Here is a 17,847-nt window from a genome sequence, read left to right on the forward strand (position 1 = left end):
AAATATGCGCATACTCCATGAGCAAGGAAAACCCCATGCTTCGCTTCGACAACGCGCCCAAGAAAGCCACCAACCTGTCGCTCAATAGCAAGGTTCTCGAGATGGCGCGCGAGTTGGGTATGAACGTCTCGCAGACGGTGGACGGTTTGCTTGCCGAAGAAGTCAAACGCCGCTATTGGGAAAAGTGGGCTGCGGAGAACAAGGAAGCCATGGAGGCCTACAACGCGCGGATTGCGAAGGAGGGTCTGCCATTGGCCAAGTACCGCAGTTTTGCACGCAGCCTCGGCGATGGCAAAAAAGGCTGAGATGGCTCGCTTCGACGTCTACGCCAATCCCGATCCCGCAGACCGCACGACAATTCCATTCATGCTCGACGTTCAGAACGGCTTTCTGGATGTCCTCGAAACACGCGTGGTGGTGCCTCTCTATATACGCGGCAGGTTCACCACCCGCGTCCGGAACCTGAATCCGGAGCTCGAGGTGGCAGGCAAGGCGGTGATCATGGACACGGCTTCGATCGGCGCCGTGCCGATCAGCGATCTGCGCCGCCCCGTCGCCAACCTCGCCGATAGACAACTCGAAATCCAAGACGCCCTGGATACCCTGTTTGCAGGCTACTGACATGACCACCCGCCCCATCCGCTCCCAATACGAAGACTTCATGCGCCACGTCGACATGACCGGCGTGCACAAGAGCGACCGCACGGGCACCGGCACCAAGAGCGTGTTCGGCCACCAGATGCGCTTCGACCTGAACGAAGGCTTTCCGCTGGTCACCACGAAGAAGGTGCATCTCAAGTCCATCATCCAGGAGCTGCTGTGGTTCCTGACCGGCTCCAGCAACAACAACTGGTTGAAGGAGCGCGGCGTCACCATCTGGGACGAATGGGCGCGCGAGGACGGCGACCTGGGTCCGGTCTACGGCGTTCAGTGGCGCAGCTGGCCGACCCCGGACGGCGGCCACATCGACCAGATCCAGCAGGTGATCGACACGCTCAAGACCAACCCGGATTCGCGCCGCATCATCGTGAGCGCATGGAACGTGGCCGAGCTCTCGAAGATGGCGCTGATGCCCTGCCATGCCTTCTTCCAGTTCTATGTGGCTCCTTCGACAGGCTCAGGACGGGGCCGCCTCTCGTGCCAGCTCTATCAGCGCAGCGCCGACATCTTTCTCGGCGTGCCCTTCAACATCGCGAGCTACGCGCTGCTCACGCACATGATCGCGCAGCAATGCGATCTGGACGTGGGCGATTTCGTCTGGACCGGCGGCGACTGCCATATCTACAGCAACCACGCCGAGCAGGTGGCGCTGCAACTGAGCCGCACGCCCTACCCCTACCCGACGCTGGTCATCAAGCGCAAGCCGGCCTCGATCTTCGACTACGAATACGAGGACTTCGAGGTCGTCGACTATCAGCATCACCCGGCCATCAAGGCGCCCGTGGCCGTCTGAACCATGACGCGCATCAACCTGATCCTCGCACGCGCCGCCAACGGCGTGATCGGCCGCGACGGCGTGATGCCCTGGCATCTGCCCGAGGACATGGCGCACTTCAAGCAACAGACCGCCGGCGCGCCGGTGATCATGGGCCGCAAGACCTGGGACTCGCTGCCGCCGCGCTTCCGCCCGCTGCCGGGCCGCCGCAACATCGTGATCACGCGCCAGGCGGATTGGCAGAGCGACGGCGCAGAGCGTGCCGGCAGCCTGCGCGAGGCCTTGATCCGCTGCGAAGACGAGCAGTTGCCCGAGGTCTGGGTGATCGGCGGCGCACAGATCTATGCCGAGGCCGAGCCGCTGGCGCGGCGCGCCCTCGTGACCGAGATCGGGCGCGACTACGAAGGCGACGCCTGGGCGCCGCGTTTCGACGTGTCCTGGCGCGAGACCGCACGCGAGTCGCACATCGCGGCCAACGGCCTGCCCTACGCCTTCGTCACGCTCGAACGGCCCTGAAGGCCGGCAACCGCTCCGCACATCACGGCGCCCATTCGATCTCGGCGAGCGCGACGTACACGCGCCCGGCCTCGATCTTCACCGGATAGCTGCGCAGGTCCTCGGTGAGCGGCGCGCACATCGCCTTGCCGGTGCGCACGTCGAATTTGCCCTGGTGCAAGGGGCACTCAATCTCGTGGCCTTCGAGAAAGCCGTCGCACAGGCGGGCCTGGCCGTGCGTGCAGGTGTTGCTCGTCGCGAAGACCTCGCCGTCCACGCTGTAGAGCGCGAGGTCGCGGCCCTCGACCTCGATGCCCAACACGTCGTCGGCCGGCAGTTCGTCGACGGCGGCGGCGTCGATCCAGGAAGTAGTGCTCATGTTCATCCTCGTGGGCCTCGTCTCAGATCGGATAGATGATGGAGTTCGGGATCATTTCGCTGTCGTAGACGACGAGGCGTGAAGCGAACTTCAGGCCTTCGGGCCGCCGCACGACCGTGTCGATGTAGCGGCCCACATTGAAGACGGTGGAGAGTTCGCTGAGCTTGGTGCGGAACACGGCGTAGTTGGCTTCGCTGCGGATCGTGCCGTCCTCGTCGACGCCATGCACCAGCGGCAGGCCTACTACATGGCGCTGGTAGTAGGGGTCGTGAAACAGCGTCTCGCGAATGCCGTAGACGCGGTCTTCCAGCATGCCTTTGCTCTCGAAGGACAAGGTGGCGAGCGGCAGGCCGCGCTCGTGGTTCTCGCGCGGCTGCAGGCGATAGCTGCACTCGTCGATGAAGAAGGCGGGCCACAAATCCCAGTTGCCCGAGTCAACGGCACGTGCGTAGTCGGCGTAGAGTTGGCTCAGCTCGAAGTAGTCATGCGGCGCCATGGTCATGCCTCCATCACCTTGCGCCAGTACTTGTACATGCCGCGGATCAACGTCTCGGTCACCATGTGATCGGTGTCTTCCACCTCGCGCCCGCCGAGCTCGGCCAGCGTGCGGTGATAAGGCTTCTGCTCGAAGCCCTGCTGCGAGAACTCGATGACCTCGCCGTCGTCGGCCGAGACAAAACCGGCCGGCCCGAACAGGTTGGCCTGGCGCAGGCGCCGCTGCTGCATCTCCTCGCTGTCGTCCTCGAAGCCGAAGTGCGTCCAGACGAAATCGAAGGCATCGTGGCCCACCGGCTGGATGTGGCGCGTCGACACGCTGTTCACTTGCTGCTGCAGGATCACGCTCGGGAACAGCGTGGTCATCACCGCGGTAGGGCCGCCCCACCAGGGCTCGGGCACGATGTCGAGGAAGCGCGGGTCCTTGAGTTGCATGCTCTCCTTGAAGCTGGACACCTGCGTGACCTGCGCGGCCTTGCCCGCGCTGCCGCGCGTCGAGATCATCGCGGCGTGGCGGCCGTGCGCATCCATCTTGAGTTCGGACTTGTTGTCCGCGCGCCAGAGGCCGAAGGTGACGAACCAGGTGTGCAGCAAGCCCGGGTGGTACGGGTCCTTGATGTTCTCCTGCATCAGCTTCCAGTTGCCCGGAATGCGCTGGCGGTTGTAGCCGAGGATCTTGAGCTTGCGGCCGTCGAACAGGCGGTCGAAGTAATGCAGGATGGCCGGCCCCATGAAGTCTTCCAGCGACTCCACTTCGTGGTCGAAGGAGGCGAACACCACGCCGCCGCGCGTGGCCACCTTGAGCTTGTTGAGGCTGTTCTCTTCAGGCTTGAAGTCGGCCGGCATGCCGCCGTTGACCTTGCCGTCCTGCTTGACGCCGCGCCGGAAGGGCACGCCCTGCAGGTCGCCCTTGAGTGTGTAGTTCCACTGGTGGTAGGGACAGACGAATTCCTTGCGATTGCCCTGCCGCTCGCGGCAGAAGCGCATGCCGCGATGGGCGCAGACGTTCTCCACCACGTTGATGCCGCCTTCGGCATCGCGCACCATGATCACCGAGCGCTCGCCGATCGCGGTGCGCTTGAAGTCGCCGGCGTTGGGGATCTCGGCTTCCAGGCCGACGTAGCACCAGTGCTTGTTGTAGAAGAAGCGCTCCAGCTCCTTCTTGTGCTGGTCCTCGCCGATGTAGGCCATGAAGGGAATGCGGCTGGTCTTCTCCGATTCCCAGTGGATCTTCTCGGGGAATACGATGGATTGGGGGGTGGTCATGGGAGTCTCCTTTTCTTGCTTTCTCTGTCTCAGGTGCCCTGCATGTAGAAGGCATCGGCATGGATCTTCTCTGCGGCCAGGCCGCGGTCCTTGAGCAGCAGCGTGACCGCCTCCACCATCGGGGGCGAGCCGCAGAGGTAGGCGCGCCAGCCCTCGAAGCCGCCGGGCCAGTCGGACCGGATGGCGTCGGTGATCAGCCCCTGGCGCGAGCCCGGGCGCATCGCGCCCGACACGCCGACCACGTGCACCTTGAGTCCCGCATGCAGCGCCTGGAGCTCGCGCAATTCTTCGAGGCCGTAGACGTCAGCGTCCGATCGCACGCCGAAATAGAGGTGGATCGGGTTGGGCATGCCGGCCTCGATGGCGCCGCGCACGATGGCGAGCACGGGCGCCAGCCCCGTGCCGCCGGCCGCGCACAGGATCGGGCCGGTGTGCCGCGTGCGAAGGTAGGCGGCGCCCATCGGGCCGCTGACACGGACCGCGTCGCCGGGCTTCAGTTGCTCGAACACATAGTCGGTCACGCGGCCGCCGGGCACGCGCCGCACGTGGAACTCCAGCTCCGCGTCGCCGCTGAGCCGGGCCATCGAATAAGGCCGCACATGCTCGGGCGCGAACTGCAGCTGGGCGTACTGGCCCGGCGAGAACGACAAGGGCTTGGCCGGCTTCAGGCGCAGCCGGCGGATGTCGTGCGTGAGCGTCTCGATCTCCGCAATAGTGGCCTTGACGATGCGCGCCGGGTGCACGACCACTTCGTCAGGCTCGGGAATCTCGATGGTGCAGTTCTCGGTCAGTGTGCTCTGGCAGGCCAGCACATGGCTTTCGCGCAGGCCCTCGGGCCGCATCGCGTCCTGCCCCTGCCCTGCGTCCAGCACCCGCCCTTCGACCACCTTGCAGCGGCAGGTGCCGCAGCGCCCGGCCATGCAACTGTAGGAGACCGGCACCTGGTGCTCGCGCAGCACCTCCAGCAGGTTCGCGCCCGGGCGGACCTCGATGGTGCGTGCGAAGGGGCGGATATGCAGTTCCATGGCGCCGATCATCGGCATCCTTCTCACATTGGCCAATAGAATCTCGTGAATTCATCGAATCACCGTTGTGAATAAAGGTGCGGCATGGAGCTTCGGGACATCGACCTCAACCTGCTGCTGGTCTTCGACCGGATACTGGCCGAGAAGCGCGTCTCGGCCGTGGCGGAATCGCTCGGCCTCTCGCAGCCTGCCATCAGCAATGCACTGGCGCGTCTGCGCCGGGCTTTCGGCGACGAGCTGTTCCTGCGCACCGCGCGCGGCATGGAACCCACGCCCTTCGCGCTGCAGCTCGCGGAGCCCGTGGCCTACGCGATGGGCACGCTGCACGGCGCGCTCAATCAACAGACCGTCTTCGATCCGGCCACCAGCACGCGCAGCTTCACGCTCGCGATGACGGACATCGGCGAGATCTATTTCGCGCCGGTGCTCATGGAGGTGCTGTCGCGCGCTGCGCCGGGCGTGACCATCAGCACCGTGCGCAACACCGCCGTCAACCTGCGCGATGCCATGGAGGCCGGCCAGGTGGACATCGCGATCGGCCTCTTGCCGCAGTTGAAGGCCAGCATCTTCCAGCGCCGGCTGTTCAAGCAGCGCTACGTGTGCCTCTTCAGCGCCACGCATGCGCTCGCGACCAAGCCGAAGCTGACGCTGAAGGATTTCTGCGCCGCCGAGCACCTGCTGGTCAAGGCCGCGGGCACCGGCCACGGCCAGGTCGACGAGCTGATGGCCGCGCAGGGCGTCGCGCGGCGCATCCGGCTCACGGTGCCGCATTTCGTGGCCATCGGCCACATCCTGCGCTCCACGCCGATGATCGCCACCGTGCCCGAGCGCCTGGCGCAAAGCATCGCCGAGCCCTTCGGGCTGGTCTGGCGCACGCACCCGGTGGCGCTGCCGCAGATCGCGATCAACGCGTTCTGGCATGCGCGCTTCCACCGCGATCCGGGCAACCAGTGGCTGCGGGGTGTGTTATTCGACCGCTTTGCCGACACCTGATCCTGCACGAAGCCGAAACTTCACGCCGCACGGCGCGGTGACACAAACCCCGGCGGCCGGATGAAGTTCCGATCGGGACCCAGCCCGTTCGCAACGCCGAGTCGCGTGGCTGATCGTCGGCGGCAACGACGGGGCGGTGATCGACTTGAATCGGCAAGCGCTCGCGTTGCTGCGCAGCCAGAAGCGGCTTGCGATCGTGCCTGGCGCGACCCACCTGTTCGAAGAGCCGACGCGCTCGGCGCTGTTTCCGCGCTGGCGCGCGATTGGTTCCTCAGCCATCTCAACCGCCCGCTCTAGGAAAGTACGACATGAGACCACCTCCCAAGCGAGTTCCAGTTCTGTGGTGCCTCTGACGCGCACGCGATACACCGGGTCATCAGGATTCGGCAGGTCATCAACCCCATTCGCCGAAGGAGCCACGGCCTCCTTGCCATTCCATGCCCACGGCCATGTGAAAGTGTTCTGCGATCCAATTCCCGTGGCGTCGGGCAATGTCATGACGGCCTCGATCAGAAATTCCTGCGCGCTGCCCCGCGCCCAGTAATCTGCCTCGGAGATGACAGCGGTGTTCGATGGCGAAAGCAGCAAAGCGATCGCTTCCAGGACCGTCGTTTTTCCGACGTCTCCTCCGCCCAGAATCACATTCATGCCTTCCGCCGGCAGCCACGTCGGGACTGGATACCCCTGAAGCGCTGGATCGTCAGCTTGCGGATCCGTGCTGTTGAAGCCACTGTTACCCCCTCAGTCCCAAAGCGCGTAGCCAGGCATCCACCTGCCCGAAGGCATCCTGCTGCCACTGATCTGCGGTGCGCTCTCCCAAGACCTTCGCAGCTTCGACAAACTTGCGCACGCAGGTTGGTCCGAAACCATCGACCGTATCGAACTTGTTGGCGATGTAGGTGTAGCCGGCCAGTCCGCTTTCGTGTTCCAGCAAGGGCCGGCAGTCCTCCGCCAGCGCCTCCGGCCCGCCTGCATAGTTGCGAATGCAGTAGTAGATGTCGTAGGCATCCTTCTGCTTGTAACGGCCTTCTATCGCGTGGCCCTTCATCGCCAGGAGGGCCGGGATGGAGCAGACAGCGACCTCGACACGGTTCGTCCCACCGTCAGGCATCGATCCAGCGATGGCGACCATCTGATAGAAGCGAAGCGCGAGATCTGCGCCATCGGCACGCTGCACCGCGAAATCACTGATCAACGGAGGCACGTTCTTGACGATCTCCGCGTCCCTGGGCATCAGAAAGTCGATGACGATGTCGATGGGCGGCCCACCATCTTCTGTTTGAATCTGACGAACCAGCTGGAACCGCTTGAGCTCCTTGCGCTGGGCGTACCCGTGGCCCAGCAACGCTTCGACCAGATGGACATACTCGCCATCTCCCAGAGCCGCTGCATCCAAACCGAGGTCCACATCCAGGGTACCAACGTGAGGCATGTCCTCATTGCCCAGCAGCAGCCATGGCACGGCGCCCCCCACGATGGCAAATCGTCCCTTGAAGCTGCCAAGGATCTGTCCGATCTCAACCAGGACCGACTTGACGGCCGCCGTCGTGCGATCGTCGTATTCGCTCGCGTGCTGTGCCTCACCGGGCGTCATTTCCGCCATTGCAGCCTTTCTTGCCGAAGATGTTCGGCAGCCTCTCGTCCCCGCTCACCCGCCGCAGCAAGGTCCAGATAGGTTTGGACAGCACTCGTGCAAACCACACCTGGCGCAGGTTGCACCGTGTCGCGAAACAGCCCGAGATCGTCCAGTACCGTCACCACCACGTTTTCACCTTTACTCGCCGTCGTCAGCTTCAGGCTCGACTGCAAGCGCTCCACGCCTGCCTTGTCAGCGTAGAAATAGTGGGTGCCCGTTCGCCCGAACGGCGCCAGCCACTGGGCAGCCGAGAATGAAGAAAGCGCAATCTGCCCTGCCCCCTCGGCAGAGGTTGCCCTTAGAGCGACTTCAAACGACGCTCCGTGCAAGGGGGTGTAGAAGGCTTCCCGCTGACCTGCGGGCGGCTCATAGGCCTCGCGCCAAGCGTCCAAAAGTGCGTCAGGAGTAGCCAGGTACATCCCGTCATCGGCCAGCTGGGCCCATTCCCGATCCAGCAGGCTGCTGCGCACATTGCTGACGTGCCCCAGGCTCACGCCAGCCACCTCGGCCAGCTCAGCCACCCGCCAAGCCCGCGAGGGCTCGCGGAGCATCACCTTGAGCACCTGGACGGACTTCGGTTTGAACAGCGACCTAAGTTCTCGGCGCTCCACCACCGGCTTCTTCGCGAACTGTCGCGAGACAAAGAAGGTGCCGAAAGCCAGTCGCGCATTGCCTTCGAGATCGAGGTACGCCACGTCGAACTCCCGGCACAGGTCCTGGGCCTGAGCAGACAGGTACGGCGCAATCAAGATCGGCGTCACCGGGTCGGACTGCCGCTCCACGTAGTCACGCAGGGATAGCAGTGCCGAACGGACATACCGGGGCTGCCCGTTCGACTTCACCTCTGCGACCAGCTTATGCTGGTGACCGAAGGCCTTCACATGGGCGATGAGGTCGACTCCTGAATCTGGCTCCCGTGCGACAACATGGACGTCCAAGCTCTCGATTGCGGGCACCTCCTCCAACAGAAGTCGGAGAGCGTCCGCAGCCTGGAGCTCGGTTTTCACTGGATCGGGCGTTTTCATCACTTGCTGAAAATAGCAGTTCCAGTGAAATCGTCAAGGCGTTTTCATCCGAATGTGCGATTTCAGCAACCGCTGAAATAGAATGATCTAGTGAAATTCGATGCTTCCGGCCCGACTAAGCTGGCAGAGTGGATTCCGCTGATGCGGCTGGATGACCATCAAACAGGCCCATCAACTGAAATTTTTTGGGGGTATCTTAGGGGGTACCGCTCCAAACAAGGATTGAAAAATCCTTTTAAATCAATAGGTTATAAGCCATATGCGTATTGCCACCTGGAACGTCAATTCCCTCACAGCTCGCCTGCAGCACGTGCTCGACTGGCTGATCGCCAACCCGGTCGACGTGCTGTGCCTGCAGGAACTGAAGATGAGCGACGACAAGTTCCCGCTCGAAGTGCTGCAGTCGGCCGGCTATCACGCGGCGGTGTTCGGCCAGAAAACCTACAACGGCGTCGCGATTCTGAGCCTCGCTCCGGTGCGCGATATCGCGAAGAACATCGGCGGCTTTGCCGACGATCATTCGCGCGTGATCAGTGCCACCATCGACACGCCGGCCGGCGAGCTGCGCGTCGTCAACGGCTACTTCGTCAACGGCCAGGCGCCGGGCACCGAGAAGTTCGCCTACAAGATGAGCTGGCTGCGCGCCATGCGCGAGTGGCTGCGCGAGGAGCTCGCGACGCATCCGAGGCTGGTGCTGCTCGGCGACTTCAACATCGCGCCGGAGGACCGCGACAGCTTCGACCCCGTCGGGCTGGCCGAGACCATTCATCACACGACCGAGGAGCGCGACCATTTCAAGGCTCTGCTGGGGCTCGGCCTCGCCGACAGCTTCCGCCTCTTCGAGCAGCCCGAGAAGAGCTACTCGTGGTGGGACTACCGCATGCTGGGCTACCAGAAAAACCGGGGGCTGCGCATCGATCACATCCTGGTGAGCGAGCCGCTGGTGCCGCATGCAAAGAGCTGCACGATTGACCGCGTACCGCGCAAGTGGGACAAGCCCAGCGACCACGCACCTGTAACCCTGGAGCTCGACGCATGAAACGGATCCTCCACCTCGCCCTGCTCGCGGCCGTGCTCGGCCTTTCCGCCTGCTCGGCGCTGAAGCCGAGCGCCACCGACGAAGTGCCCTCCCCCGGCGCCAAAGCCCCCGCGGAACAACCCTCTCAGCCATCGGAAAAGGTGCCGACCGCGCGGCTCATCACCGTGCAGACGCCGGCCGTGCGCGCCTACCGCAAGATCGGCGCCCGGCACATCTACAACAAGTACCCCCAGCGCATCTACAAGGGGAAGATTCCGCCGCTGGTGTATGCGGTGGTGGTGACCGAAACCGAAGTCGACAGCAGCGGGCGCGTCACGGGCGTGCACTTCAGCCGCACCCCGAGCCATGCGCCGGAGGTGAGCGGAAAGATCGCAGAGCTGATCCGCGAGGCCTCGCCCCTGCCGGCCCCGGGCAAGCTGGGCGCGCACACCTACGTCGACACCTGGCTCTGGGACAGGAGCGGCCAGTTCCAGCTCGATACGCTGACCCTGGGGCAGCGCAGCCGCTGAGCGCCGGCGCCACTCGCTATTCCAGGCCGAGCTCCTGGATCTTGCGCGTGATCGTGTTGCGGCCGATGCCGAGCTTCTGCGCGGCCTCGATGCGACGGCCGCGCGTGTTGGCCAGCGCCGTGAGGATCAGGCGCGACTCGAAACGGCGCGACAGCACGTCCCAGACGTCGTTGCGCCCGGCCGCCAGCAGGCTCTGGGCCTCCTGTTCGAGCCCGGCCTCCCACGAGCCCGAACCGACCGGGGCAGCGCCGGCAGCGGGCGCGGATGGCGTCGGGGAAGCCGAGGCCAAGACCGCGGCAGCAGACGTGGAAGGCGCCGCAACGGGTTCGCGTTCGGCTGTGGCGGCAGCGGCGGAGGTGGAGGTGGAGGCACCAGGCGCTGCAACGGCAGCAGCAGCACCGGCCATCACCTCGGGCGGCAGGTCCTTGGCTTCGATCAGCTGTGCCGGCGCCATCACCGTCAGCCAGTGGCAAATGTTCTCCAGCTGCCGCACGTTGCCGGGAAAAGAGAAGGTCGCGAGCTGCGCGAGCGCCGCATCGGAGATGCGCTTGGGCTCGACGCCGAGCTGCTTGGCGCTCTGCTGCAGGAAGTGCCGCGTGAGCGCGGGGATGTCTTCGCCGCGCTCGCGCAGGGCCGGCAGCCGCAGCCGGATCACGTTGAGTCGGTGGAACAGGTCTTCGCGAAAGCCGCCGATCTTGACGCGCTGTTCCAGGTCCTGGTGGGTGGCCGCGATCACGCGCACGTTGGCCTTGACCGAGTTGTGGCCGCCGACGCGGTAGAAATGGCCGTCGCTCAGCACGCGCAGAAGGCGCGTCTGCAGGTCGAAGGGCATGTCGCCGATCTCGTCGAGGAACAGGGTGCCGCCTTCGGCCTGTTCGAAGCGTCCGCGGCGCATGGTCTGCGCACCGGTGAAGGCGCCGCGCTCGTGGCCGAAGAGCTCGCTTTCGAGCAGGTCTTTCGGAATGGCGGCGGTGTTGATCGCCACGAAGGGGCCGCTGGCGCGCGGCGAATGCTTGTGCAGCGCGCGCGCCACCAGCTCCTTGCCGGAACCGGACTCGCCGGTGATCAGCACCGTCACGTTGCTTTGCGACAAGCGCCCGATCGCGCGGAACACGTCCTGCATCGCCGGCGCCTGGCCCAGCATCTCGGGCGCAGCGGCCATCCGTTCCTCGGACACTTCCTCGCGCTGGCTTTCGTCGACCGCGCGGCGGATCAGTTCCACCGCGCGCGGCAGGTCGAAGGGCTTCGGCAGGTATTCGAAGGCGCCGCCCTGGAAGGCCGAGACGGCGCTGTCGAGGTCGGAGAAGGCGGTCATGATGATGACCGGCAGGCCGGGATGCTTGGCCTTGATCTTGTCGAGCAGGTCGAGGCCGGAGCCGCCCGGCATGCGGATGTCGCTCACCAGGACCTGCGGGCCCTGCATCTCGTCGTCGGCCGCGGCTTCGAGCGCGGCCAGCACCTCGCGCGTATTGGTGAAGCTGCGGGTCGGCAGGTCTTCGCGCAACAGCGCCTTTTCAAGCACGAAGCGAATCGATTGGTCGTCATCCACTATCCAAATCGGCTTCATGCAGTTCCTTGTTCCCTGTTAGCTAAGGCAGCGGTATCAATATCTTGAAATCGGTCCGGCCCGGGACACTGTCGCACTCGATCACGCCGTGGTGCTGTTGCACGAAAGTTTGCGCCAGCGTCAATCCAAGGCCTGTTCCGCCTTCCCTGCCCGACACCAGCGGGTAGAAGATGCGGTCCTTGATCGCGTCCGGCACACCCGGTCCATTGTCGATGACATGCAATTCCAGTGCCAGTCGATACCACTGCTTGTTGAAGATCACCTGACGCGCGATGCGGGTCTTGAAGGTGATGCACGCGTCGCCGGCTGCACGCCGCTCGGCCAATGCCTGCGCCGCGTTGTGGACGATGTTGAGCGTGGCCTGGATGAGCTGCTCGCGATCACCGCGGAACTCGGGAATCGAGACGTCGAAGTCGCGCTCGATGTGCAGGTCGCGCGGGAACTCCGCAAGGATCACCGAACGCACGCGCTCGCAGACCTCGTGGATGTTGACGTCGCCCACCACGTGCGGGCGGCGGTGCGGCGCGAGCAGGCGATCGACCAGCGTCTGCAGGCGGTCGGCCTCGTGGATGATGACCTGGGTGTATTCGATGAGGTCGCGCGACTCGACTTCCATCTGCAGCAGCTGCGCCGCGCCGCGAATGCCGCCCAGCGGGTTCTTGATCTCGTGCGCGAGATTGCGGATCAGCTCCTTGTTGGCCTGCGCCTGGTCGAGCAGCCGCTCTTCGCGGTCTTGCCGGACCTGCTGCTCGAGCGGCGACATTTCGATGATCAGTTCGCCCGCGCGGTCGCCCTGCGCGAGCGTGACCTGCACCGGCATCAGCTCGTGGTTGACGCGGCGCAGGAAGGCCTCGTAGCGCAGCGTGGCGAAGTCGTTGCTGCGCGCGCCGTCGATCGCCGTGCGCAGCACCTGCGGCTCATGGAAGCAGGCGCCGAACTGCGAGCCTTCGAGCGTGCGGCGCGAGGTGCCCAGCGCGTCTTCGAGGCCGGCATTGGCGAACAGCACCGCGCCGTCGGTGCGCACCACCGCGATCAGCGTGGAAAGAAGGTCGAAGGCCTGAAAACGCTTGGCGGCAGCGGCGGATTTGCCAAAGGCCATCAACGATTGGCCGGCAGGCGGCCGATTTCGCGGCGGATGCCCGCGATGTCGCTTTCGTTGCGCGCGATCTCGGCCTTCATCTCGGCCACGCGGTCGAGGTACTTCTGATAGTTGCGGGCTTCGCTGCCCTGCTTCTCGGGTTCGCCGTTGTTGTAGTCCTTGAGCAGTTGGGCCTGGCGCTCTTCGGCTTTCTTGAGCTCGGACTCGAGCACCGAGCGGGCTTCGCCGTCGCGTGCGCGCTGGTCGGCGCCGTCGACGCGCGGGCTGCCGGCCGGCGCACGCGCGGCGGTGCTGCCTGCCGCAGCCGCCGCGATCGGGCGGGTGCCCTGGACCACGGTGACGTTGCCGCCCTCCATCACCTTGCAGCCGCGCTGCTGGGCGAGGGTCGCGTTGTTGGTGTATTCGTTGCCGCAGCGCCAGACGCGCTCCTGCTGGGCCTGGGCCTGGAGGTGCACGCCGGCCGCCGCCAAGGCGGCCAGGAGGAAAACGGAAGAAGTCTTCATGGTCGTGAATGTAGTGCGCAGCAAACCGGCATTTTCCTGCAATTCCGGAGTTCGGCCGCGCAAGCTTGCCCCAAAAGGAAAAGGGACGGCCCCAGGCCGTCCCTTTTTAACGCCAAAGCCGAAAAGCTGGCTTACAGGGAGTAGTACATGTCGAATTCGACAGGGTGCGTCGCCATGCGGAAACGCGTGACTTCCTGCATCTTGAGGTCGATGTAGGCGTCGATGTAGGCATCGGTGAACACGCCGCCCTTGGTCAGGAAGGCACGGTCCTTGTCGAGGTAGTCGAGCGCCTGGTCGAGGCTGTGGCACACGGTCGGGATCAGCGCGTCTTCTTCCGGCGGCAGGTGGTAGAGGTCCTTGCTGGCGGCTTCGCCCGGATGGATCTTGTTCTCCACGCCGTCCAGGCCGGCCATCAGCATCGCGGCGAAACCGAGGTACGGGTTCATCATCGGATCGGGGAAGCGCGCTTCGACGCGGCGGCCCTTCGGGTTGGGCACGAAGGGGATGCGGATCGAGGCCGAGCGGTTCTTGGCCGAGTAGGCCAGCTTCACCGGCGCTTCGAATCCGGGGACCAGGCGCTTGTAGCTGTTGGTGCCCGGGTTGGTGATGGCGTTCAACGCACGGGCGTGCTTGATGATGCCGCCGATGTAGTGCAGCGCGAAGTCGCTCAGGCCGGCGTAGCCGTCGCCGGCAAACAGGTTCTTGCCGTCCTTCCAGACCGACTGGTGGACGTGCATGCCCGAGCCGTTGTCGCCGACGATCGGCTTGGGCATGAAGGTCGCGGTCTTGCCGTAGGCGTGGGCCACGTTGTGGATCACGTACTTCTGCAGCTGGACCCAGTCGGCGCGCTGGATCAGCGTGCTGAACTTGGTGCCGAGTTCCATCTGGCCGGCGTTCGCCACTTCATGGTGATGCACTTCGACCGGGATGCCCAGCGACTCGAGCACCAGGCACATCTCGGAGCGCATGTCCTGGAAGCTGTCGACCGGGGGAACCGGGAAGTAGCCGCCCTTGACCGCCGGACGGTGCCCGGTGTTGCCGTGCTCGAATTCCTTGGCGCTGTTCCAGGAAGCCTCTTCGGATTCGATCTTGACGAAGCAACCCGACATGTCGTTCTGCCAGCGCACGCCGTCGAACACGAAGAATTCCGGCTCCGGTCCGAAGTACGCCGTGTCGCCCAAGCCCGAGGCCTTCATGTAGGCCTCGGCACGCTTGGCGAGCGAACGCGGATCGCGCTCGTAGGGCTTGCCGTCGGTCGGGTCGACCACGTCGCAGGTCAAAAGCAGCGTCGTTTCTTCGAAGAAGGGATCGATATTGGCCGTGTTCGGGTCGGGCATGAGCAGCATGTCCGAAGCCTCGATGCCCTTCCACCCGGCAATCGACGAGCCGTCGAAGGCATGGCCGTCGGTGAATTTGCCCTCGTCGAATGCGGACACGGGCACGGTCACGTGCTGCTCTTTGCCGCGGGTATCGGTGAAGCGGAAGTCGACGAACTTGACCTCGTTTTCCTTGACGAGTTTGAGTACATCGGCGACGGTCTTTGCCATCAGGTTCTCCTGGTTTGGATGGTTGGTTGGAATTGCGGGACTGGGAATGCAGTTTTTGTGCCCATTGTCACTGCCGAAGAGGGGTACCCGGCACTGCGCCGAAACCCCAAAAGCAGGCAAGTTGTAACCAAACTGGTGCAGTCAAGATTAACGCACCAATTCGGGTCCAAGACGCGCGCCAAAGGCGTGCAGGCCCTCGAGCAGCTGTGCGTAGGCGGCATCGATGCGCTCGGCATCCCCCTTGACGCCGAGCTCGATGTGGCGGCCGTGCTCGGCATGGTCCACGCTCGGCAGGCTGAAGACCTTGATGCCGGGATGCGCGAGTTCGACGGCTTGCATCAGCGGCGTGAGCGCGGCCTCCATGGCGCCGTAGACGATGACCGATTTCTCCATCGCCCGACCGTGCGCGAACAGGTGCGCATAGCGCTCGTCGAGCACCGATTCGATCATCGGCCAGGCCATGACCGGGAAGCCCGGCACGAAGTGCACGTCGCCGACGCTGAAGCCCGGAATCTTGTTGTAGGGGTTGCGGATGATGTTGGCGCCGAGCGGGAACACCCCCATGTTGAGCCGGTGCACGTTGTCCGGACGGTCGGGCTCGTAGACCGTGCCCTGCTCGCGCGCGGTGTCCTGCATGCGTTCGCGGATCAGCACCTCGGCTTCCGGATGCAGCCCCAGCGGCACGCCCAGCGCCGCGGCCGCACACTGGCGCGTGTGATCGTCGGGCGTGGCGCCGATGCCGCCGGTGGAGAACACGACGTCGCCCGAGGCGAAGGCGCGCGCGAGCGCTTCCGTGATGCGCACCGGCACGTCGCCGACGTACTCGGCCCAGGCCAGCTGCAGGCCGCGCGCGGCGAGCAGCTCGATGACCTTGGGCATGTGCTTGTCGGCACGCTTGCCCGACAGGATTTCGTCGCCGACGACGAGAAGACCGAACGAACGTGTGCTCATGGTGCGCCCCATTGGGTGGCGGCCGCATGGACATCTGCCATCTCGGCCGCGGAAGGTGAAACGGCCGCCGCCGCGCGCTGCGCCCGCAATTGGGCCAGGGCATCCAGGCAGTAGTGCGCGAACCAGAGCGCGGAGAAGGCGAACACCAGCGTGTAGATCCAGATCGCGAGCGGCACCAGCACGAAGAAAGCCGCAGCGAACAGCAGCCCCGACGCCCAGACGATGCTGGGGGCGGCGCCCAGGTAGCCGCACAGCACGCCGACGCCGAGCAGCGGCAGCCGATGGGCGCGCAGCAAGGCCTCGCGCTCCTCCGGGCTCGCATGCTCGGCCAGGGCGTCGAAGCTCATCACGCGGTAGGTCAGCCAGCCCCAGATCAGCGGCGGCAGGATCAGCACCAGCGGCGGAATGAGCCATAGCGGCATCGAGACGACGAGCGCGAGCAGCGCCAGCACGGTGAGGCCCAGCGAGCGGACGACGCTGCCGAAGAAGGAGGCGCCCCTCTTCTGCTCCAGCGACGGGAAACGGCGGTCGGCCACCAGCCGCGTGAGTGGCGGCGCCATGAACCCGGCCACGATCAGGAGCGACACCACAACGATCAGCGGCGTGGCCGCGATCACCACCACCATCGGCGCCAGCACGGCCGTGACGTCACCGGAGAACAGGCGTCCGATCCAGCCCCAGAAGCTGGACAGAAGCGGCCAGGCGTCGAGCGCCTCGCGCGTCCATGCCACGGTCGCGTCCCAGTAGAAATAGCCGAACAGCGCCGCCAGCAGCACCATGAGTCCGAGCGGCAGCAGCGAGAGCACGATCACCCGCGGGTGCATGCAATAGGCCACGGAACGCCAGAAGGAGTCGAGAAGAAGACGCATCGGCGCCGAGGATAACCCTGTCGCGTGGAATCGAGATCAGCCGCGGCCGACAAGACGCCTGAGTCCCAGCCACTGCTGCGCCCAGAAACCGCGCCCGTAGTCGCGTACGCGGCCTCCGGCGTCGGGCTCGACCTGGTCGCGGACGCCGGTCGGGTCGTAGCGCTCCTCGAAATTGACGGTGCGAAACAGCATGTCCCACCACGGCAGCAGCACGCCGAAGTTGTGGCCGCCGAGCGTACGAGGCCCCTGCGACTCGTGCCCGATCCCGATGCTGTGGTGCACGCGGTGGAAGCGCGGGCTGATCCAGAGCCGTTCGCCGATCGCGCCGAAGCCGAGCCGCAGATTGGCATGCTGCAGGCTCTCGCTGAGCTGGGTGAAGGCCACGATCGCGATGAACTGCCCCGGCGCCACGCCGATCAGCTGGGCGACGACGACGATGATCGTGTCGTGGATCACGTCGTCGAGCAGGTGGTTGCGGTTGTCGCTCCACATCGTCATCTGGCGCTGCGAATGGTGCAGCGAATGCAGCGCCCACCACCACTGGAAGCCGTGCTGGCCGCGATGGATGAAGTACTCGACCAGGTCGAGCACCACCAGGTAGATCGCAAACGCGACCCAGGGAATGTCGGTCACGCCGGGCCAGAGCTGGTCGAGATGGAAGGAGCCCCAGCCGGCGGCGCGCACGGTGCCGAGGATTTCGTCGAACAGCGGGTCCAGCGCGAAGAACATTGCCAGCCGGAACAGCCCCAGCCGGTGGATCAGCGTGTAGAGGATGTCGGTGCGGATGGCGGGCCGATCGACCACCGGCTCCGCCGGCCGCCAGCGCTGCAGCGGACCGAACACGGCCACCAGCACCCCTATCTGGATCAGGCCGACCAGCAGCCATCCAGTGGCGTCGAAGGCGTCCTCGACCCAGCCGCCGAGGCCGATGGCGTAGACCAGCGGCTGCACGGCCGCTTCGAACAGCCATTGCTGCAGGTTGGCGAAGGGGTCGGTCAGCCAGTCCATCGGAAC

General features: G+C 65.0%; 21 protein-coding genes. 7 read left to right on the forward strand and 14 right to left on the reverse strand.

The features are described from left to right. The first annotated feature begins 17 nt into the window (after positions 1–17). Genes ACSQ9I_RS20460 through ACSQ9I_RS20475 form a run of 4 tightly spaced genes read left to right on the forward strand, consistent with a single transcriptional unit; the run spans position 18 to position 1,951 of the window. A complete protein-coding gene (locus ACSQ9I_RS20460) occupies positions 18–305 on the forward strand; it encodes a type II toxin-antitoxin system CcdA family antitoxin (protein WP_436304744.1) in 288 nt (95 codons plus the stop codon). A 1-nt stretch (position 306) separates the two neighbouring features. Next, positions 307–621: a CcdB family protein gene (locus ACSQ9I_RS20465; protein ID WP_436314261.1), complete on the forward strand. Its 315-nt coding sequence runs from the start codon at positions 307–309 to the stop codon at positions 619–621. A 1-nt stretch (position 622) separates the two neighbouring features. Beyond that, the gene (locus tag ACSQ9I_RS20470) at positions 623–1,453 is read left to right on the forward strand and encodes a thymidylate synthase (protein WP_093103143.1); all 831 of its coding nucleotides are present in this window, start codon (positions 623–625) and stop codon (positions 1,451–1,453) included. 3 nt (positions 1,454–1,456) lie between these two features. Further along, entirely contained in the window at positions 1,457–1,951 is a 495-nt protein-coding gene (locus tag ACSQ9I_RS20475) for a dihydrofolate reductase (protein WP_436314262.1), read from the forward strand. Positions 1,952–1,973: 22 nt separating this feature from the next. Here the strand turns inward: ACSQ9I_RS20475 and ACSQ9I_RS20480 are convergent, their stop codons facing one another. From ACSQ9I_RS20480 to ACSQ9I_RS20495, 4 genes are read right to left on the reverse strand one after another with little or no spacing between them, the layout of a single operon-like run. Beyond that, positions 1,974–2,309 (reverse strand): non-heme iron oxygenase ferredoxin subunit, encoded by a 336-nt coding sequence (locus tag ACSQ9I_RS20480; protein WP_436304746.1) that lies wholly within the window; start codon positions 2,307–2,309, stop codon positions 1,974–1,976. A 22-nt stretch (positions 2,310–2,331) separates the two neighbouring features. Beyond that, the gene (locus ACSQ9I_RS20485; RefSeq protein ID WP_093103138.1) at positions 2,332–2,805 is read right to left on the reverse strand and encodes an aromatic-ring-hydroxylating dioxygenase subunit beta; all 474 of its coding nucleotides are present in this window, start codon (positions 2,803–2,805) and stop codon (positions 2,332–2,334) included. A gap of 2 nt (positions 2,806–2,807) precedes the next feature. After that, positions 2,808–4,070, reverse strand: coding sequence for an aromatic ring-hydroxylating dioxygenase subunit alpha (locus tag ACSQ9I_RS20490; RefSeq protein WP_093103137.1), 1,263 nt, complete (start codon positions 4,068–4,070; stop codon positions 2,808–2,810). A gap of 29 nt (positions 4,071–4,099) precedes the next feature. Then, positions 4,100–5,095, reverse strand: coding sequence for a 2Fe-2S iron-sulfur cluster-binding protein (locus ACSQ9I_RS20495; RefSeq protein ID WP_093103280.1), 996 nt, complete (start codon positions 5,093–5,095; stop codon positions 4,100–4,102). A gap of 84 nt (positions 5,096–5,179) precedes the next feature. Between ACSQ9I_RS20495 and ACSQ9I_RS20500 the strand changes: the two genes are divergently transcribed. Continuing rightward, a complete protein-coding gene (locus ACSQ9I_RS20500) occupies positions 5,180–6,088 on the forward strand; it encodes a LysR family transcriptional regulator (RefSeq protein WP_436314263.1) in 909 nt (302 codons plus the stop codon). Here ACSQ9I_RS20500 and ACSQ9I_RS20505 read toward each other — a convergent pair. From ACSQ9I_RS20505 to ACSQ9I_RS20515, 3 genes are all read right to left on the reverse strand, one after another. Then, the gene (locus tag ACSQ9I_RS20505) at positions 6,062–6,736 is read right to left on the reverse strand and encodes a hypothetical protein (protein WP_436314264.1); all 675 of its coding nucleotides are present in this window, start codon (positions 6,734–6,736) and stop codon (positions 6,062–6,064) included. The genes ACSQ9I_RS20500 and ACSQ9I_RS20505 overlap by 27 nt on opposite strands. Positions 6,737–6,821: 85 nt before the next feature. Continuing rightward, the gene (locus ACSQ9I_RS20510; RefSeq protein WP_436314265.1) at positions 6,822–7,691 is read right to left on the reverse strand and encodes a nucleotidyl transferase AbiEii/AbiGii toxin family protein; all 870 of its coding nucleotides are present in this window, start codon (positions 7,689–7,691) and stop codon (positions 6,822–6,824) included. Next, the gene (locus tag ACSQ9I_RS20515) at positions 7,679–8,749 is read right to left on the reverse strand and encodes a type IV toxin-antitoxin system AbiEi family antitoxin (RefSeq protein ID WP_436314266.1); all 1,071 of its coding nucleotides are present in this window, start codon (positions 8,747–8,749) and stop codon (positions 7,679–7,681) included. Before ACSQ9I_RS20515 ends, ACSQ9I_RS20510 begins: the two co-directional genes overlap by 13 nt. A 259-nt stretch (positions 8,750–9,008) precedes the next feature. Between ACSQ9I_RS20515 and xth the strand changes: the two genes are divergently transcribed. Beyond that, positions 9,009–9,788 carry an exodeoxyribonuclease III gene (gene xth, locus ACSQ9I_RS20520; RefSeq protein ID WP_436314267.1) on the forward strand — a complete coding sequence of 260 codons (780 nt, stop codon included), beginning with the start codon at positions 9,009–9,011 and terminating at the stop codon, positions 9,786–9,788. Then, the gene (locus ACSQ9I_RS20525) at positions 9,785–10,297 is read left to right on the forward strand and encodes a hypothetical protein (RefSeq protein ID WP_093103131.1); all 513 of its coding nucleotides are present in this window, start codon (positions 9,785–9,787) and stop codon (positions 10,295–10,297) included. Before xth ends, ACSQ9I_RS20525 begins: the two co-directional genes overlap by 4 nt. A 16-nt stretch (positions 10,298–10,313) precedes the next feature. On the opposite strand, the gene ntrC is transcribed toward ACSQ9I_RS20525, so the two are convergent. From ntrC to ACSQ9I_RS20560, 7 genes are all read right to left on the reverse strand, one after another. Continuing rightward, entirely contained in the window at positions 10,314–11,864 is a 1,551-nt protein-coding gene (ntrC, locus tag ACSQ9I_RS20530) for a nitrogen regulation protein NR(I) (protein WP_436314268.1), read from the reverse strand. Positions 11,865–11,886: 22 nt separating this feature from the next. Further along, entirely contained in the window at positions 11,887–12,963 is a 1,077-nt protein-coding gene (gene glnL, locus ACSQ9I_RS20535) for a nitrogen regulation protein NR(II) (RefSeq protein WP_093103127.1), read from the reverse strand. After that, the gene (locus ACSQ9I_RS20540; protein ID WP_093103126.1) at positions 12,963–13,466 is read right to left on the reverse strand and encodes a hypothetical protein; all 504 of its coding nucleotides are present in this window, start codon (positions 13,464–13,466) and stop codon (positions 12,963–12,965) included. Before ACSQ9I_RS20540 ends, glnL begins: the two co-directional genes overlap by 1 nt. 131 nt (positions 13,467–13,597) lie before the next feature. Further along, entirely contained in the window at positions 13,598–15,013 is a 1,416-nt protein-coding gene (gene glnA, locus ACSQ9I_RS20545; protein WP_436314269.1) for a type I glutamate--ammonia ligase, read from the reverse strand. Positions 15,014–15,160: 147 nt separating this feature from the next. Beyond that, positions 15,161–15,976, reverse strand: coding sequence for a competence/damage-inducible protein A (locus ACSQ9I_RS20550; protein WP_436314270.1), 816 nt, complete (start codon positions 15,974–15,976; stop codon positions 15,161–15,163). After that, the gene (locus tag ACSQ9I_RS20555) at positions 15,961–16,833 is read right to left on the reverse strand and encodes an EI24 domain-containing protein (protein ID WP_093103121.1); all 873 of its coding nucleotides are present in this window, start codon (positions 16,831–16,833) and stop codon (positions 15,961–15,963) included. Before ACSQ9I_RS20555 ends, ACSQ9I_RS20550 begins: the two co-directional genes overlap by 16 nt. A gap of 36 nt (positions 16,834–16,869) precedes the next feature. Beyond that, positions 16,870–17,841: a sterol desaturase family protein gene (locus ACSQ9I_RS20560; protein WP_436314271.1), complete on the reverse strand. Its 972-nt coding sequence runs from the start codon at positions 17,839–17,841 to the stop codon at positions 16,870–16,872. Positions 17,842–17,847: the final 6 nt, after the last annotated feature.

The sequence above is a fragment of the Variovorax sp. LjRoot84 genome (assembly GCF_964254305.1).
Lineage (GTDB): Bacteria > Pseudomonadota > Gammaproteobacteria > Burkholderiales > Burkholderiaceae_C > Variovorax.